Genomic DNA, 13,467 nt, shown 5'->3' on the forward strand with positions numbered 1-13,467 from the left:
AAGTTTTCACACAATAACTTCATTATATCATATAATTTGGCAGAGCGGGAAAAAGCCCACCATTCAAGATCAGGTGGGCTTCCTTATTCTTACTTAAGCTCTTTGCCCTTGGCAACTTGCAAACGATTGATCGCACGTTGAAGGGAAAGTTCCGCACGACGGAAATCAAAGTTTTCAGCACCTGTCGCAGCCAAGCGAGCTTCCGCTCTTTCACGGGCACGCTGTGCACGATCAACGTCAATTTCCTCCGGCAGTTCAGCAGCTTCCGCAAGGATGGTTATCTTGTCAGGTTTCACTTCCATAAAACCACCTGACACAGCTACCTGTTGTTCGCTGCCATCTTTCAACCTGATGCGAACACCCGAAATCTTAAGAGTTGTGACGAGCGGTGTATGCCCCGGAAGGATACCCAAATCTCCGGCGCCTCCACGTGCAATCACCATCTGTACGTCATCACTGAACACTTTACGTTCAGGTGTTACGATTTCTACTGGAACGGTTTTCATTTCGCTTCCCTCCTACGGTCTTATCGACCTAGGACTACATTTTCTTAGCTTTTTCCACCGCTTCTTCAATGGTACCGACGTAAAGGAATGCACCTTCGGGCAGATCGTCATGCTTGCCTTCAAGGATTTCTTTGAAGCCGCGTACCGTTTCTTTAACAGGCACATATGCACCAGGGGTACCGGTGAACTGTTCAGCAACGTGGAACGGCTGAGACAAGAAACGCTGAATCTTACGTGCACGAGCAACGGTCAGCTTATCCTCGTCAGACAGTTCGTCCATACCCAAGATCGCGATGATATCCTGCAGTTCACGATAGCGCTGAAGAACAGCCTGAACACCGCGAGCCACCTGGTAATGTTCTTCACCCACAATGTCGGGAGACAGTGCACGGGAAGTAGATGCGAGCGGGTCAACCGCAGGGAAGATCCCGAGCTCGGCAATTTTACGCTCAAGGTTCGTGGTCGCATCCAAGTGAGCAAACGCTGTTGCCGGAGCCGGGTCCGTATAGTCGTCCGCCGGAACGTAGATCGCTTGAATCGAGGTGATCGAACCTTTTTTGGTTGAAGTAATCCGCTCTTGAAGCTGACCCATTTCGGTTGCGAGTGTCGGCTGGTAACCCACCGCAGACGGCATCCGTCCGAGCAGAGCTGACACTTCAGAACCGGCCTGGGTAAAGCGGAAGATGTTATCGATAAACAACAGAATGTCTTTTCCTTCACTGTCTCGGAAGTACTCAGCCATTGTCAAACCGGTCAATGCAACACGGGCACGTGCACCAGGCGGCTCGTTCATCTGACCGAAGACCATCGCGGTCTTGTCGATAACGCCGGAGTCTTTCATTTCATGGTACAAGTCGTTCCCTTCACGGGTACGCTCGCCCACACCGGCAAATACAGAGAAACCGCCGTGCTGCTTCGCGATATTGTGAATCAATTCCTGCATGGTAACAGTCTTGCCTACACCCGCACCACCGAACAAACCGATCTTACCACCCTTGATGTAAGGCGCGAGAAGGTCAATTACTTTAATACCGGTTTCCAGAATCTCAACTTTTGTGGAAAGATCTGTATATTCAGGTGCCGGACGATGAATCGGGTGCTTTTCTTGCGCATTAGCCGGACCCGCTTCATCGATCGTTTCACCCAAAACGTTGAAAATACGGCCGAGTGTTGCCGTACCAACCGGAACTGAAATCGGAGCACCGGTGTCAACAACTTCCATTCCACGAACAAGACCATCCGTGGTAGACATTGCAATTGCACGAACGACATTGTCACCCAAGTGAACAGCTACTTCAACTGTCAAGTTGATGTCGACTTCGTTTTCATTTTGTGCTTTATGGGTAATAGTCAAGGCGTTGTTCAATTCAGGAAGCTTGCCTTCCGGGAAACGAACGTCTACGACCGGACCCATTACCTGTACAACACGTCCAGTATTCATCATTGTCCCTCCTATCATCCGCTTACTTTAAAGCTTCTGCACCGCCGACAATTTCCGTAATCTGAGTCGTAATTGCCGCTTGACGCGCACGGTTCAATGCAAGTGTGTACGTAGCAATCATTTCCGTAGCATTGTCGGTTGCGTTACCCATAGCGGTCATCCGTGCACCGTGTTCAGAAGCTTTGGATTCAAGTAACGCAGAGTAAATGAGTGTTTCCGCATATTTCGGGAGGAGCACATCGAGTACTCCTTCTTCAGAAGGCTCGTACAGATAGTTCGCATTCACCTTTTTCGCTGTTTCGCCGCCCACATCTTCCAGCGGAAGAATCTGTTTGGTTACAGGAACCTGCGAAATGGGTGAATTAAACTTGTTAAAGATCAAGTGCACTTCGTCATAGGTGCCATCCTCGTACATTTTCACAACCGATTCGGTCACCCGTTTGATATCCGCAAAAGTCGGAGAATCCGGCAAACCCGTAATTTCCCCAGCAACAGGATATCCCCGTTTCACAAAGAAATCACGGCTCTTGCGGCCAATCGCAAAGATCACGTATTCATCTTTGGATTTGTCTTTAAACTCATTGATCGCATGACGCACGACTTGGGCGTTAAAAGAACCTGCAAGTCCGCGGTCGGCCGCGATTACCACATACCCGACTTTTTTCACCGGGCGTTTTACCATCATCGGGTGACGGGCCCCGCCCGCTTTGGCGATGCTTGCGATCACTTCTTCCAATTTGGCCGCATAAGGGCGTGCAAGCGTCACGCGCTCTTGTGCACGGCGAAGCTTGGCAGCCTCGACCATCTTCATCGCCTTAGTGATTTTCTGGGTGTTCTTTATACTGTTTATACGACGTCGTATATCACGTGTACTAGCCATCTCGTTTCACCACCTTTGTAAGTGGATTTTCATTCGGAACCCCACCACACATGGCGAGACTTGGCTTTAGCCTTTAGCGAGACCTTGCGCGGCCTTGCCGCGGTTCTCGTTATTGCTTCACCGTATCGTCACTTTGGTGGGCGTCGTGGTCGGATTAACCGACAAACGTCGCTTTGAATTTTTCAACTGCCTGCTTCAGAAGGTCGATGGTTTCGTTGGAAAGATCTTTCGTTTCCACGATTGCCTTCGTAATTTGCGGGTAGTTTGTATCAACAAACGCCAGGAACTCTCTTTCAAAACGACGTACGCTTTCAACCGCAATATCGTCCAATGCGCCGTTGGTACCAGCCCAGATCGCAATCACTTGCTTTTCGACCGGCATCGGTTGATATTGACCCTGCTTGAGGATCTCAACCAGACGAGCACCACGGTTCAAACGAGCTTGCGTAGCCTTGTCAAGGTCTGAACCGAACTGTGCGAACGCTTGCAATTCACGATATTGAGCAAGTTCAAGCCGGAGAGTACCGGCAACCTTTTTCATCGCTTTAATCTGAGCAGATCCCCCTACCCGGGAAACGGACAAACCGACGTTAACAGCCGGACGAACACCGGAATAGAACAGATCGGACTCAAGGAAAATCTGACCGTCAGTAATCGAGATCACGTTTGTCGGAATATACGCAGATACGTCACCCGCTTGCGTCTCGATAAACGGAAGTGCAGTCAGAGAACCGCCGCCGAGCTTGTCGGAAAGCTTTGCCGCACGCTCAAGCAAACGGGAGTGCAGGTAGAATACGTCTCCCGGGAACGCTTCACGACCGGGAGGACGACGCATGAGCAGCGACAATTCGCGGTATGCTGCCGCTTGTTTGGACAAGTCGTCGTAGATGCAGAGAACATGTCCGCCCTTATACATGAAGTACTCACCCATCGCACAACCTGCATACGGTGCGAGGAACAAGAGCGGTGCCGGGTCAGATGCCGACGCGGTTACTACAATGGTGTAATCCATAGCACCATGTTTACGCAGAGTTTCAACCACTTGCGCAACAGTCGATTGCTTTTGACCGATCGCAACGTAGATACAAACCACGCCTTGACCCTTTTGGTTGATGATCGTATCGATCGCAACCGCTGTCTTACCGGTCTGACGGTCCCCGATGATCAATTCCCGCTGACCGCGGCCAATCGGAATCATCGAATCAATTGCTTTAATACCGGTCTGCATCGGCTCATGAACGGATTTCCGATCGATTACGCCAGGAGCCGGTGATTCGATGGCACGGAATTCTTTCGTCTCGATCGGGCCACGACCGTCAACCGGTTGACCGAGCGGGTTAACCACACGGCCGATCAGCGCTTCCCCGACAGGAACTTGCGCGATATTACCGGTCCGCTTTACAGTATCGCCTTCTTTAATCCCTACAACAGTACCCAGGATAACGCAACCTACGTTGTCTTCCTCAAGGTTGAACGCCATCCCGATTTCGCCGTTCGGGAATTCGAGCAGCTCGCCGGCCATTACTTTTTCAAGCCCGTGAATACGCGCAATCCCGTCACCAACCTGGATTACTGTACCCACGTCATATACTTGGATATCAGATTGATAATTCTCAATCTGTTGCTTTATTAACGCACTGATTTCTTCAGGACGAATGCTCATTTTTTCACCCCTATCTACCGTACTTGGTTCCGCTTGAGATTCCGACTAAAACGATCCAGTTGACCTTGCACACTTGCATCAATCACACGATCCCCGATTTTAAGACGGGCGCCCGCAATCAATTGCGGATTGACGGATGCAGTGATGTCCAGTTTCTTGCCGCATGCGCCGCCAAGTTTTTCTCCCAGATCCTGTAGTTCGGCATCAGACATCGGAACTGCAGTTTCAACATGAGCTTTCACTTGACCTCTATGTTCATTAGCCAAACGGGTGTATTCTTCATAGATACCCGCCAATTGATTCTCACGACGACGATCCAGCAGCAGCTGCAAGAAATTCAACATTGTGGCGGAAACCACTTTACCGAACAACTCAATGACCTGCTGTTTTTTCACATCTGTCGAGATAGCCGGATGATGCAGAATCCGACGAAGTTGAGGATGTTCATTTAACACGGCTAGTATCGTAGACAAGTCCGCCTCTACGCCATCGATCAGATTCTGATTTTTCGCAATGGAGAATAGAGCATCCGCATAGCGCTTGGCTACAACTCCACCTAGCATACGCGTTCCCCCATCTCCTTAACCGCTTCATCAAACAGGGCTTTATGCTTCGCCGCGTCGACTTCTTTTGCAATAATCTTACCAGCGAGAAGAACAGACAAAGCGCCCACTTGCTCACGCAGTTCTGCAATCGCAAGTTCTTTCTCACGGTTGATGTCAGCAACTGCTTCATCTTTAATGCGCTTCGCTTCCGCTTCAGCAGCAGCGAGGATTTCAGCCGCTTGCTTATCCCCCGTACGCCGAGCGTTTTCCAGCAACTCAGCCGCTTCTTTTTTAGCCGCTTGAATAGCTTCTTGATGCTGTTTCGCCAACTTCTCGGCTTCTTGACGGTTTTGCTCCGCCGTAGCGATTTGGTTCTCAATATATTGCTGACGATCTTTCATCGTCTTCATTAACGGACCAAACGCATACTTCCGAAGGAAAAGAAACAGAATCAGGAAAACAACCAATTGAAATAACATTGTGCCTAATTCAATTGCCACCTATTTTCACTCCTTTCTCACAGGACAAAGGACAAAAGAATGGCGAGCACAAGTTCATCTTGTCCCGCCCAACGAGCTCCGAAGAGTCTCGCCATTAACCGATCCGACCAAAGAGGATCAAACCGATCGCCAAAGCGATAACCGGAAGTGCCTCTACGAGACCGAGACCGATCAACGCTTGGGTAAACAGAAGACCACGAGCTTCCGGTTGGCGAGCAATCCCTTCGATATAACGACTCATTACCAAACCGTTACCAATACCGGCACCAACTGCCGCAAGACCCATAATCAAACCTACTGCAATTGCAATGTCCATTTAAAATAACCTCCCTGATTTTGGTTGTCATAATTCGACAAGAATTCGACATCAGAAATTAATGGTGCTCATCATGCGGTATTTTTTGCCCCACATACACCAGTGTTAAAACGGTAAACACAAACGCCTGAACGGTACCGACAAACATCGAGTAACCCAACCAGACCAACATCGGGATACCACCTGCAATACTGCCTGCCACCCACCCCAACTGCACAGGCATTCCAACCAGGATTGCAAGCAAGACTTCACCCGCAAAAATGTTACCGAATAGACGAAGACCGAGTGTCAGGAATTTCGGAAGTTCTTCCACCAGGTGCAGAGGCAACATCGCAACATTCGGAGTTACCCAGTGTTTAAAATACTGCCCCGGTTTCCTGAGCCCCACAATGTGGCTTAACAAAACCATCGATACCCCCATTGTCATCGCAACGGTGAAGTTAGCTGTCGGAGACATCCAATAAGTATAGCTACCCTCGCCGGATGCATGGGCTGTGATGTTTGTAATCAGACCCATTTGGTTGGAAACAAACATCCAAATAAACAGCGTCAATCCAAGCGGCACCCAAGTGTCCGCATGTTTTGCCCCGACCGTATCGTTCGCAAGCCCGCGAACAAAGTCCGTGATTGCTTCAAGGAAATTCTGCATCCCGCTTGGCCGGCGCATATCGAGCCGACGTACGGCCGCAATTGCAATCAGAGCAACTACCGCGGAAGCAATCAACGACATCAGGGCAACCGTCAGATTTAGCGTTAATCCCGGTATACCGAAAAGTTCAATCGTCGGAAATAAGTGTTCCATCATTTCACCCCTTCCGGCTTGGAATCCTTGTCTTGTCCCCTATGCACGCACATGTCCACGAAGATGACAATTTGATAAGTAAATAATGCACCAATCATCGCGTAGACATTCGGATAGGCGAGTTTATGCACAATCATCACAGCGAGCGCAATCACAGCAACACGCGAAAAGAACGGAATAACCGGTTTCTTCCTCCCGCCCCGCATCGCTATATCCATTGCCATTTCGGCCTGCCTTGCAACACTGACCGCAAAGTAAACGCTTACCGCTGTTCCGATTGTCAGACCTGAAAAAATCGACCTCCACGCAGGTACAACAGCCCATAATACCGCCCACACCAAGGTGATGTAAAGTGTGTACTTTACCGTTCGTCGAACAATTTTTTTCGCTTCTTCCATACACGCAACGGCTCCTGGTGTTTCACTATGTAAAACGGATGTACCTCATGGCGAAATCGACCTAGACCATCGTACAATACAGATCAATTAATTGTCAACGAGGTACATCCGGACTTCCCCCGCATCTTTACAGGCTTCACGGAACTTTCACAAATATGTCAAAGTTAGCCAAGCGGTCACCACTTTTAAGGGCGGGTTAGCGACCGCGTGCAGCAGTCCCCGTTCCCGCCCGGATATAATGATTATTTCATTTTTTACCGATTTTTAGTCTCTTTCGACCACCATCGCAACTCCTTGTCCTCCCCCGATACAGAGAGTTGCCAGTCCGCGTTTCCCGTTTCGTTTTTCCAATTCATGCAGCAAGGAAACCAGGACACGTGCACCACTCGCACCGATCGGGTGGCCGAGAGCAATGGCTCCGCCGTTCACATTAAGCTTCTCGCGAGGAATCTCCAAGTCTTTTCCAACCGCGAGGGATTGGGCGGCAAACGCTTCATTCGCTTCAATCAGATCGATATCCTGCATGCTCAAACCTGTTTTTTCCAGCACTTTGCGTGTTGCAAAGATCGGACCCAATCCCATAACCGAAGGATCCAGACCGGCAGAAGCATAAGCGGTAATACGAGCGAGAGGCTTCAAACCCAGTTCGGATGCTTTATCCGCTGACATCACAAGCAAGGCGGCAGCTCCGTCGTTGATTCCGGAAGCGTTGCCCGCTGTGACAGTGCCATCCTTTTTAAATGCGGGGCGCAGCTTTGCAAGCGCCTCTTGTGTGGTACCAGCCCGCGGATACTCGTCTTTATCAAAAATTACGGGGTCTCCTTTTCTCGAAGGGATCTCCACCGGGACAATCTCTTCCCTAAAGCGATTTGTCTTAACTGCTTCTTCCGCTTTTTGCTGACTCCAGGCGGCGAACTCGTCCTGCTCGTCACGGGTCAAGCCGTACTTTTCCGCAATGTTCTCTGCAGTAATTCCCATATGATAATCGAAGAAAGCGCACCAAAGGCCGTCGCGAACCATCGAATCAACTGCTTTCGCATCCCCCATGCGGAAGCCGGTGCGTGCTCCTTCCAAAAGATAAGGTGCCCGGCTCATGTTCTCCATACCGCCAGCCAATATGACATCGGCATCCCCAGCCTTAATCGATTGGGCCGCCAGCATCACGGCTTTCAAACCGGAACCGCAAACTTTGTTGATTGTCATTGCCGGAACCGATTCGTGATAACCGGTCTTTACCCAAGCCTGTCTCGCCGGGTTCTGACCAAGTCCGGCCTGCAGCACGTTCCCCATGATTACTTCGTCAACCAGTTCGTGACTCACACCGGCCCGGGCGAGTGCTTCTTTCAGCACGATGCCTCCCATTTCGGGAGCCGGAATCCCCGCCAAAGATCCTTGAAAACTGCCGATTGCTGTACGAACTGCGCTGACAATAACTGCTTCCCTCATCATGTAGAATCTCCACCCCTAGTGAATTTATAAATTTCTAACATACTCTACTTCTTTTATTCGCTAGATATTTCCTTCATGCTTAACGAAAAATTTACAAAATTCCCATAGAGATGTTACACTTCGAATTCATCGGGGCGTTCTCCGCGTCCGTAATAATGAAGGATGGCCCGTACGATCCGCTCGGAAGCTCTTCCGTCCCCATACGGATTGGCTGCGATCGACATGGCACGATGCGCCTGCGGGTCGTTCAGCAGTTCATACGCAAGTTCATACACGGTCTGTTCGTCCGTACCGGCCAATTTTAACGTGCCTGCCGCGATGCCTTCCGGCCGCTCAGTTGTATCACGCAAAACCAGCACTGGCACCCCAAGCGATGGAGCTTCTTCCTGAATACCGCCTGAATCGGTCAAAATGAGATAGGCGCGTGACATGAAATTATGCGTGTCCACAACGTCGAGCGGATCAATCAGATGGACTCGCGGATGCCCGCCGAGAATCGCTCGCGCCGGTTCTTGAACAGCCGGATTCAGATGAACAGGATATACGAGCACGACATCGTCGTTGTCCTCAACAATGCGACGTACAGCGTGGAAAATGTTCTCCATTTTCTCGCCGATGTTCTCCCTGCGGTGTGCAGTCATGAACACGAGCCGCTGCTCTCTGCCGATCGAATCGAGGATTGGATGGGTATAATCCGGCCGCACCGTGGTCTTCATTGCGTCAATTGCGGTATTGCCCGTGACAAATATCGCATCCGGGTTCTTGCGTTCCTGCAGCAAATTTCTTGCGGATTCGCGGGTTGGAGCAAAATGCAAATCGGCCAGAACCCCCGTGAGCTGACGATTCATCTCTTCCGGGAAAGGAGAGTATTTGTCGTAAGTACGGAGACCCGCCTCCACATGTCCAATTGCAACCTGTTGATAAAAAGCGGCCAGTCCCGCCACGAAAGTCGTTGTGGTATCCCCGTGAACGAGGACGACAGTAGGTTGAACTTTTGAAATCACTTCCTCAAGACCTTTAAGCGCCTTGATGCTGATTCCCGTCAAGGTTTGCCGGGATTCCATGATATCAAGGTCGTAATCGGGCCGGATATGAAAAATCTCAAGAACCTGGTCAAGCATCTGGCGATGCTGTGCAGTTACACAAACTTTTGAGTCAATGGCAGGTCCTGCCTGTTCCAAAGCTTTGACGAGCGGAGCCATCTTGATGGCTTCCGGACGTGTCCCGAACACAGTAAGTACCCGAATCGGTTCCATTCGCACTCTCCCTTATCTACTTAGTGCCGAAGAGGCGGTCTCCCGCGTCTCCCAGGCCCGGAACTATGTATCCATGATCATTTAGCTTTTCGTCAATAGCCGCTACAAAAATATCCACGTCAGGATGTGCTTGCTGTACCGCGTGAATGCCTTCCGGAGCCGCAATCAAACACATTAACTTGATGTTTTTGGCACCCTGCCGTTTCAAGAAAGTGACGGCTGCCACCGCGGAACCGCCTGTCGCAAGCATCGGGTCAATCACAATCAGATCCCGTTCCTGTACGTCGGTCGGAAGTTTGCAGTAGTATTCGACAGGCTGCAGCGTATCGGGGTCCCGATACAATCCGACGTGACCCACCTTTGCAGCCGGAATCAATCTCAAGATACCGTCTACCATCCCGAGCCCTGCCCGGAGGATCGGGACCAGTCCCAGCTTTTTCCCGGCAATTACTTTCGTTTTTGCTTCAGAAACCGGCGTTTTCACAGTCGTTTCTGCAAGCGGCAAATCCCTCGTAATCTCATAAGCCATTAACATAGCGACTTCTTCCACCAGTTCACGGAACTCTTTCGTGCCGGTATTCTCGTCCCGTATATAGGTCAGCTTATGTTGAATCAACGGGTGATCGAATGAATGTACTTTGCCCATTTCACTTAAATCTCCTTTGAATGAAACGAAAGGTGTTTGAAACCACTTCTCCCATTATATCAGAGGCGATTTTACGGTGCTACTTCCGAACAACATAAAGACCCCTTCGCTAAGCAAGGGGCTGTCTTGACACTTCATAAAATTTCTTTCCTTAAATTACTTTCCTTCCGCAGCAAACCGCTTGATTCGATCTTCGATTTCGTCCCGTACGCGCTGAAACACTGCCCATTTTTCTTCTTCAGTGCCAGTCGCCTTGGCGGGATCGTCAAATCCCCAGTGAAAACGGGTTACATGCGGAGGGGTAACAGGACATTTGTCATTGGCGTCGCCACAAAGAGTGATCACATAATCGGCTTGATTCAGAATCTCCGGATCAATGATATCGGATGTCTGATTGCTAATATCAATCTCTTTTTCAGCCATCGCTTTTACAGCTTTCGGATTTAGGCCGTGCGCTTCGATTCCCGCGCTGTACACTTCATATTGGTCGCCCAAGTATTTCTTCCCGAATCCTTCTGCCATCTGACTGCGGCATGAGTTGCCTGTGCAGAGAAAATAGATGGTTTTTTTCTTATCCGTCATGGTGTCTTCCTCCAATAACTTTTATTTGAGTTCTTCAAGGCCAATCAATTCCGGAGAAGGCGAGGGAGCACAGCACACCCCTTGTACCGCCGGATCTCCTGCGGATTCGAACTCGGAATCTTCTTTCGTATAGAAAATCTCCCAAGCGTTCCCCTCGGGGTCGTGCACCCAAATTTTGTCCTGCACAGCATAACAGCAGGTAGTTCCCATTTCGTCCAACGGCATCAGACCGGCTTGTTGCAATCGTTCCTTCACAGCCAACACCGCTTCTGTGTTCTCCACTTGGAACCCCATATGATTCAGGACTCCATTCTTCTCGTAAGCTCGCACATTCATCGAAAAATGAAGGGGCGGGTTGTTCAGTTCGAACTTTGCGTAATTGCCCTTCACTTTGGTCGGTTCCGCACCAAAGAAAGCACGGTAAAACTTGAGGTTTGCTTCCAGGTTCGTCACGTTCACCGCAACGTGCATTCGAAAAGTTTGCATTCTAGCAATCTCCTTTCCCGGGCGATGCCCTACTCATGTATGAATTTATAAACCACTGCCGCAGCGACTGCACCTAAGATCGTTGCGACAACGTAAATCCAAAGGTGTTCCAGCGTACCGGACACAATTGCAGGCCCTATTGAGCGAGCGGGGTTCATCGAAGCCCCGCTAATGGGTCCCCCAAACATCGCTTCAAGCCCCACGGTCGCTCCGATTGCTGCACCGGCAAAAGGTTTGTTGGCTTTTGTGTGAACAGCGGAGCCAAGGATGACCATCATCAGAACAAAAGTAAGTATAAATTCCAAAACGAATGATTGCTGCCACGAGTACCTCGGCAAGGTAGCCCCCAATTGAGCCACGTTGCCAAACATCAACAACAGCGACGCACTTGCTGCAAGGCCTCCCAGCACCTGGGTGGTGATATAAAAAACGGCATCCTGCGAACCAATATCTCCCCGTGCCAAAAATCCGAGCGTTACCGCAGGGTTAAAATGGGCACCCGAAACGTGACCGAAAGCGTAAATCAAAGCCATCACCACAAGACCGAAAGTCAAGGCAATACCGACATGCGTAATGCTTTTGGTTAAATCATTGATTACGACTGCTCCCGTTCCGGCGAACACAAGAAAATAGGTTCCAATGAATTCAGCTGTCAATTTTCTTCGCATTTCCCTACTCCTTATTCACAGTTAACAAGTAAACCTTTTTCAGCCAATTTTCGAAGCTCTTCCGAAAAATCGGGCAATTGCGTCAGCGCAAGTCCAACGGATTCCAGCCGTTCCCGATTCAAAGAGTAAAAAACCCATTGCCCCCTCCGGGCTTCCCGTACCAGTTCGGCGCTTTTCAATCGACTTAAGTGTCTGGAGATTGCCGGCTGGGAAATGTTAAAAATCGGGACCAGTTCGCAAACGCAGCACTCCCGCACATTCAGCAAGGCTACTATTTTCAACCTGGTGGGGTCTCCGAGTGCTTTCAAACAGTCAGCCAATTTTTCAAGTTCCATGCGGTTACCATTCCCCTCCTAAACAAGAAACATTATAACATAACTATATGGTTATATGTCTATATTTACATGATCTTAACTTCCTGTTCAAAAATAAGGCTCTGTTAGCGTAACAAAAAATCTGATTTTAAAAGCCCATAAAACGAGACATCTTCAAAATTTCCCCATTTAAGAATCGCTTGGGGGGAAGTACCTTCATATTTCAATCCTATCTTTTCCATTACTTTAATTGATGCTGGATTTCTTGTCATTGCTGATGCCCATATTCGATTTAGCCTTAAATCTTCAAAACCAAATCGAATAATAATTTTAGCCGCTTCTGTTGTATATCCATTTCCCCAATATGGCTTGCCTATCCAATAGCCCAATTCACCTTTATCATTGGATTTATCAATATTTAAGCTAATACAGCCCATCAACTCATTTTGATTTTTGTTCACTATTGCAAAAACATAACCATCACCATTTGTGGCAGAATGTCTATGCGTTGCAATCCATTGTGCAGCTCCACCTTTCGGGTAAGGATGACGTATGTGTAACGTTGTTTCAGCTATATCTTTATCACCAGCTAAAATTTCTACTCTTTGTGCGTCCTGCAAATCAAAAGGACGAAGGATTATTCTATCTGTTTCAAATGTTGGTATCACATTAAATCCCCCTCTCCATGGAAAGAACCTTCATCTTAATTATGAAATCTAACATACCTACAAAGACTATTATTTTGATTTTTAAACACACTCATAATTTCACATCACTGCCGTAACAAGGCTACTTTTAAGCAGCCTTGTAGTTGGAATTACGGAACTATCCATCCCCGTTAGTTGAAGAAAAAATATAGAGTTTATAGTATTACTCCCGAAAAATTCCCCTTCAATACTGCTTTCTCATTCTGATTTCCACATAAAAAGGATGCAATAATAGATGTTCTATTAGAGTCTGTTTAAAAACTACGTACTGAATTAAAATTCTGAACAAAATCTCACCAAGCGGAATT

17 protein-coding genes and 1 pseudogene are annotated in these 13,467 nt (G+C 48.8%); all 18 read right to left on the reverse strand.

Annotated features, from left to right (window positions below; genetic code table 11):
* Nucleotides 1-89: 89 nt before the first annotated feature.
* A complete protein-coding gene (locus tag ACFO8Q_RS19350) occupies nucleotides 90-506 on the reverse strand; it encodes a F0F1 ATP synthase subunit epsilon (RefSeq protein ID WP_380028112.1) in 417 nt (138 codons plus the stop codon).
* A 34-nt stretch (nucleotides 507-540) separates the two neighbouring features.
* Nucleotides 541-1,947 carry a F0F1 ATP synthase subunit beta gene (atpD, locus tag ACFO8Q_RS19355; RefSeq protein WP_380028115.1) on the reverse strand — a complete coding sequence of 469 codons (1,407 nt, stop codon included), beginning with the start codon at nucleotides 1,945-1,947 and terminating at the stop codon, nucleotides 541-543.
* Nucleotides 1,948-1,969: 22 nt separating this feature from the next.
* A complete protein-coding gene (gene atpG, locus ACFO8Q_RS19360; RefSeq protein ID WP_380028118.1) occupies nucleotides 1,970-2,827 on the reverse strand; it encodes an ATP synthase F1 subunit gamma in 858 nt (285 codons plus the stop codon).
* A gap of 154 nt (nucleotides 2,828-2,981) precedes the next feature.
* Nucleotides 2,982-4,490, reverse strand: a complete 1,509-nt coding sequence (atpA, locus tag ACFO8Q_RS19365; RefSeq protein ID WP_380028120.1) for a F0F1 ATP synthase subunit alpha — start codon at nucleotides 4,488-4,490, stop codon at nucleotides 2,982-2,984.
* Between the two features lie 14 nt (nucleotides 4,491-4,504).
* Nucleotides 4,505-5,053, reverse strand: coding sequence for a F0F1 ATP synthase subunit delta (locus ACFO8Q_RS19370; RefSeq protein WP_380028122.1), 549 nt, complete (start codon nucleotides 5,051-5,053; stop codon nucleotides 4,505-4,507).
* Nucleotides 5,047-5,535 (reverse strand): F0F1 ATP synthase subunit B, encoded by a 489-nt coding sequence (atpF, locus tag ACFO8Q_RS19375; protein WP_380028124.1) that lies wholly within the window; start codon nucleotides 5,533-5,535, stop codon nucleotides 5,047-5,049. Before atpF ends, ACFO8Q_RS19370 begins: the two co-directional genes overlap by 7 nt.
* A 94-nt stretch (nucleotides 5,536-5,629) precedes the next feature.
* Nucleotides 5,630-5,851, reverse strand: a complete 222-nt coding sequence (atpE, locus tag ACFO8Q_RS19380; RefSeq protein WP_380028126.1) for a F0F1 ATP synthase subunit C — start codon at nucleotides 5,849-5,851, stop codon at nucleotides 5,630-5,632.
* A gap of 58 nt (nucleotides 5,852-5,909) precedes the next feature.
* Nucleotides 5,910-6,653 (reverse strand): F0F1 ATP synthase subunit A, encoded by a 744-nt coding sequence (atpB, locus tag ACFO8Q_RS19385; protein WP_380028130.1) that lies wholly within the window; start codon nucleotides 6,651-6,653, stop codon nucleotides 5,910-5,912.
* On the reverse strand, nucleotides 6,653-7,051 hold the full coding sequence (locus tag ACFO8Q_RS19390; RefSeq protein ID WP_380028132.1) for an ATP synthase subunit I: 399 nt from the start codon (nucleotides 7,049-7,051) through the stop codon (nucleotides 6,653-6,655). The genes atpB and ACFO8Q_RS19390 overlap by 1 nt, the downstream gene beginning before the upstream one ends.
* A 264-nt stretch (nucleotides 7,052-7,315) precedes the next feature.
* The gene (locus ACFO8Q_RS19395; protein ID WP_380028134.1) at nucleotides 7,316-8,500 is read right to left on the reverse strand and encodes an acetyl-CoA C-acetyltransferase; all 1,185 of its coding nucleotides are present in this window, start codon (nucleotides 8,498-8,500) and stop codon (nucleotides 7,316-7,318) included.
* 113 nt (nucleotides 8,501-8,613) lie between these two features.
* Complete coding sequence (gene wecB, locus ACFO8Q_RS19400; RefSeq protein ID WP_380028136.1) at nucleotides 8,614-9,756, reverse strand: non-hydrolyzing UDP-N-acetylglucosamine 2-epimerase; 1,143 nt, start codon at nucleotides 9,754-9,756, stop codon at nucleotides 8,614-8,616.
* A gap of 16 nt (nucleotides 9,757-9,772) precedes the next feature.
* Nucleotides 9,773-10,402: a uracil phosphoribosyltransferase gene (gene upp / locus ACFO8Q_RS19405; protein ID WP_380028138.1), complete on the reverse strand. Its 630-nt coding sequence runs from the start codon at nucleotides 10,400-10,402 to the stop codon at nucleotides 9,773-9,775.
* A gap of 156 nt (nucleotides 10,403-10,558) precedes the next feature.
* Nucleotides 10,559-10,984, reverse strand: a complete 426-nt coding sequence (gene arsC / locus ACFO8Q_RS19410; protein ID WP_380028141.1) for an arsenate reductase (thioredoxin) — start codon at nucleotides 10,982-10,984, stop codon at nucleotides 10,559-10,561.
* 21 nt (nucleotides 10,985-11,005) lie between these two features.
* Complete coding sequence (locus ACFO8Q_RS19415) at nucleotides 11,006-11,470, reverse strand: ArsI/CadI family heavy metal resistance metalloenzyme (RefSeq protein ID WP_380028143.1); 465 nt, start codon at nucleotides 11,468-11,470, stop codon at nucleotides 11,006-11,008.
* A 29-nt stretch (nucleotides 11,471-11,499) separates the two neighbouring features.
* On the reverse strand, nucleotides 11,500-12,138 hold the full coding sequence (locus ACFO8Q_RS19420) for an MIP/aquaporin family protein (protein ID WP_380028145.1): 639 nt from the start codon (nucleotides 12,136-12,138) through the stop codon (nucleotides 11,500-11,502).
* An 11-nt stretch (nucleotides 12,139-12,149) separates the two neighbouring features.
* The gene (locus ACFO8Q_RS19425) at nucleotides 12,150-12,473 is read right to left on the reverse strand and encodes an ArsR/SmtB family transcription factor (RefSeq protein ID WP_380028147.1); all 324 of its coding nucleotides are present in this window, start codon (nucleotides 12,471-12,473) and stop codon (nucleotides 12,150-12,152) included.
* Nucleotides 12,474-12,577: 104 nt separating this feature from the next.
* Entirely contained in the window at nucleotides 12,578-13,120 is a 543-nt protein-coding gene (locus ACFO8Q_RS19430) for a GNAT family N-acetyltransferase (protein ID WP_380028149.1), read from the reverse strand.
* Nucleotides 13,121-13,314: 194 nt separating this feature from the next.
* A pseudogene (locus ACFO8Q_RS19435) lies at nucleotides 13,315-13,410 on the reverse strand (enoyl-CoA hydratase); the annotation flags it as partial.
* Nucleotides 13,411-13,467: the final 57 nt, after the last annotated feature.

Origin of the sequence: Effusibacillus consociatus (assembly GCF_042652925.1) — a bacterium.
In the GTDB taxonomy this organism is placed as follows: domain Bacteria; phylum Bacillota; class Bacilli; order Tumebacillales; family Effusibacillaceae; genus Effusibacillus; species Effusibacillus consociatus.

Excerpts from the sequence above, each read along its gene's own strand:
- ACFO8Q_RS19350 (WP_380028112.1), bottom strand. The coding sequence starts at position 506 with ATGAAAACCGTTCCAGTAGAAATCGTAACACCTGAACGTAAAGTGTTC.
- atpD (WP_380028115.1), bottom strand. The coding sequence starts at position 1,947 with ATGAATACTGGACGTGTTGTACAGGTAATGGGTCCGGTCGTAGACGTT.
- atpG (WP_380028118.1), bottom strand. The coding sequence starts at position 2,827 with ATGGCTAGTACACGTGATATACGACGTCGTATAAACAGTATAAAGAAC.
- atpA (WP_380028120.1), bottom strand. The coding sequence starts at position 4,490 with ATGAGCATTCGTCCTGAAGAAATCAGTGCGTTAATAAAGCAACAGATT.
- ACFO8Q_RS19370 (WP_380028122.1), bottom strand. The coding sequence starts at position 5,053 with ATGCTAGGTGGAGTTGTAGCCAAGCGCTATGCGGATGCTCTATTCTCC.
- atpE (WP_380028126.1), bottom strand. The coding sequence starts at position 5,851 with ATGGACATTGCAATTGCAGTAGGTTTGATTATGGGTCTTGCGGCAGTT.
- atpB (WP_380028130.1), bottom strand. The coding sequence starts at position 6,653 with ATGGAACACTTATTTCCGACGATTGAACTTTTCGGTATACCGGGATTA.
- ACFO8Q_RS19390 (WP_380028132.1), bottom strand. The coding sequence starts at position 7,051 with ATGGAAGAAGCGAAAAAAATTGTTCGACGAACGGTAAAGTACACACTT.
- ACFO8Q_RS19395 (WP_380028134.1), bottom strand. The coding sequence starts at position 8,500 with ATGATGAGGGAAGCAGTTATTGTCAGCGCAGTTCGTACAGCAATCGGC.
- wecB (WP_380028136.1), bottom strand. The coding sequence starts at position 9,756 with ATGGAACCGATTCGGGTACTTACTGTGTTCGGGACACGTCCGGAAGCC.
- upp (WP_380028138.1), bottom strand. The coding sequence starts at position 10,402 with ATGGGCAAAGTACATTCATTCGATCACCCGTTGATTCAACATAAGCTG.
- arsC (WP_380028141.1), bottom strand. The coding sequence starts at position 10,984 with ATGACGGATAAGAAAAAAACCATCTATTTTCTCTGCACAGGCAACTCA.
- ACFO8Q_RS19415 (WP_380028143.1), bottom strand. The coding sequence starts at position 11,470 with ATGCAAACTTTTCGAATGCACGTTGCGGTGAACGTGACGAACCTGGAA.
- ACFO8Q_RS19420 (WP_380028145.1), bottom strand. The coding sequence starts at position 12,138 with ATGCGAAGAAAATTGACAGCTGAATTCATTGGAACCTATTTTCTTGTG.
- ACFO8Q_RS19425 (WP_380028147.1), bottom strand. The coding sequence starts at position 12,473 with ATGGAACTTGAAAAATTGGCTGACTGTTTGAAAGCACTCGGAGACCCC.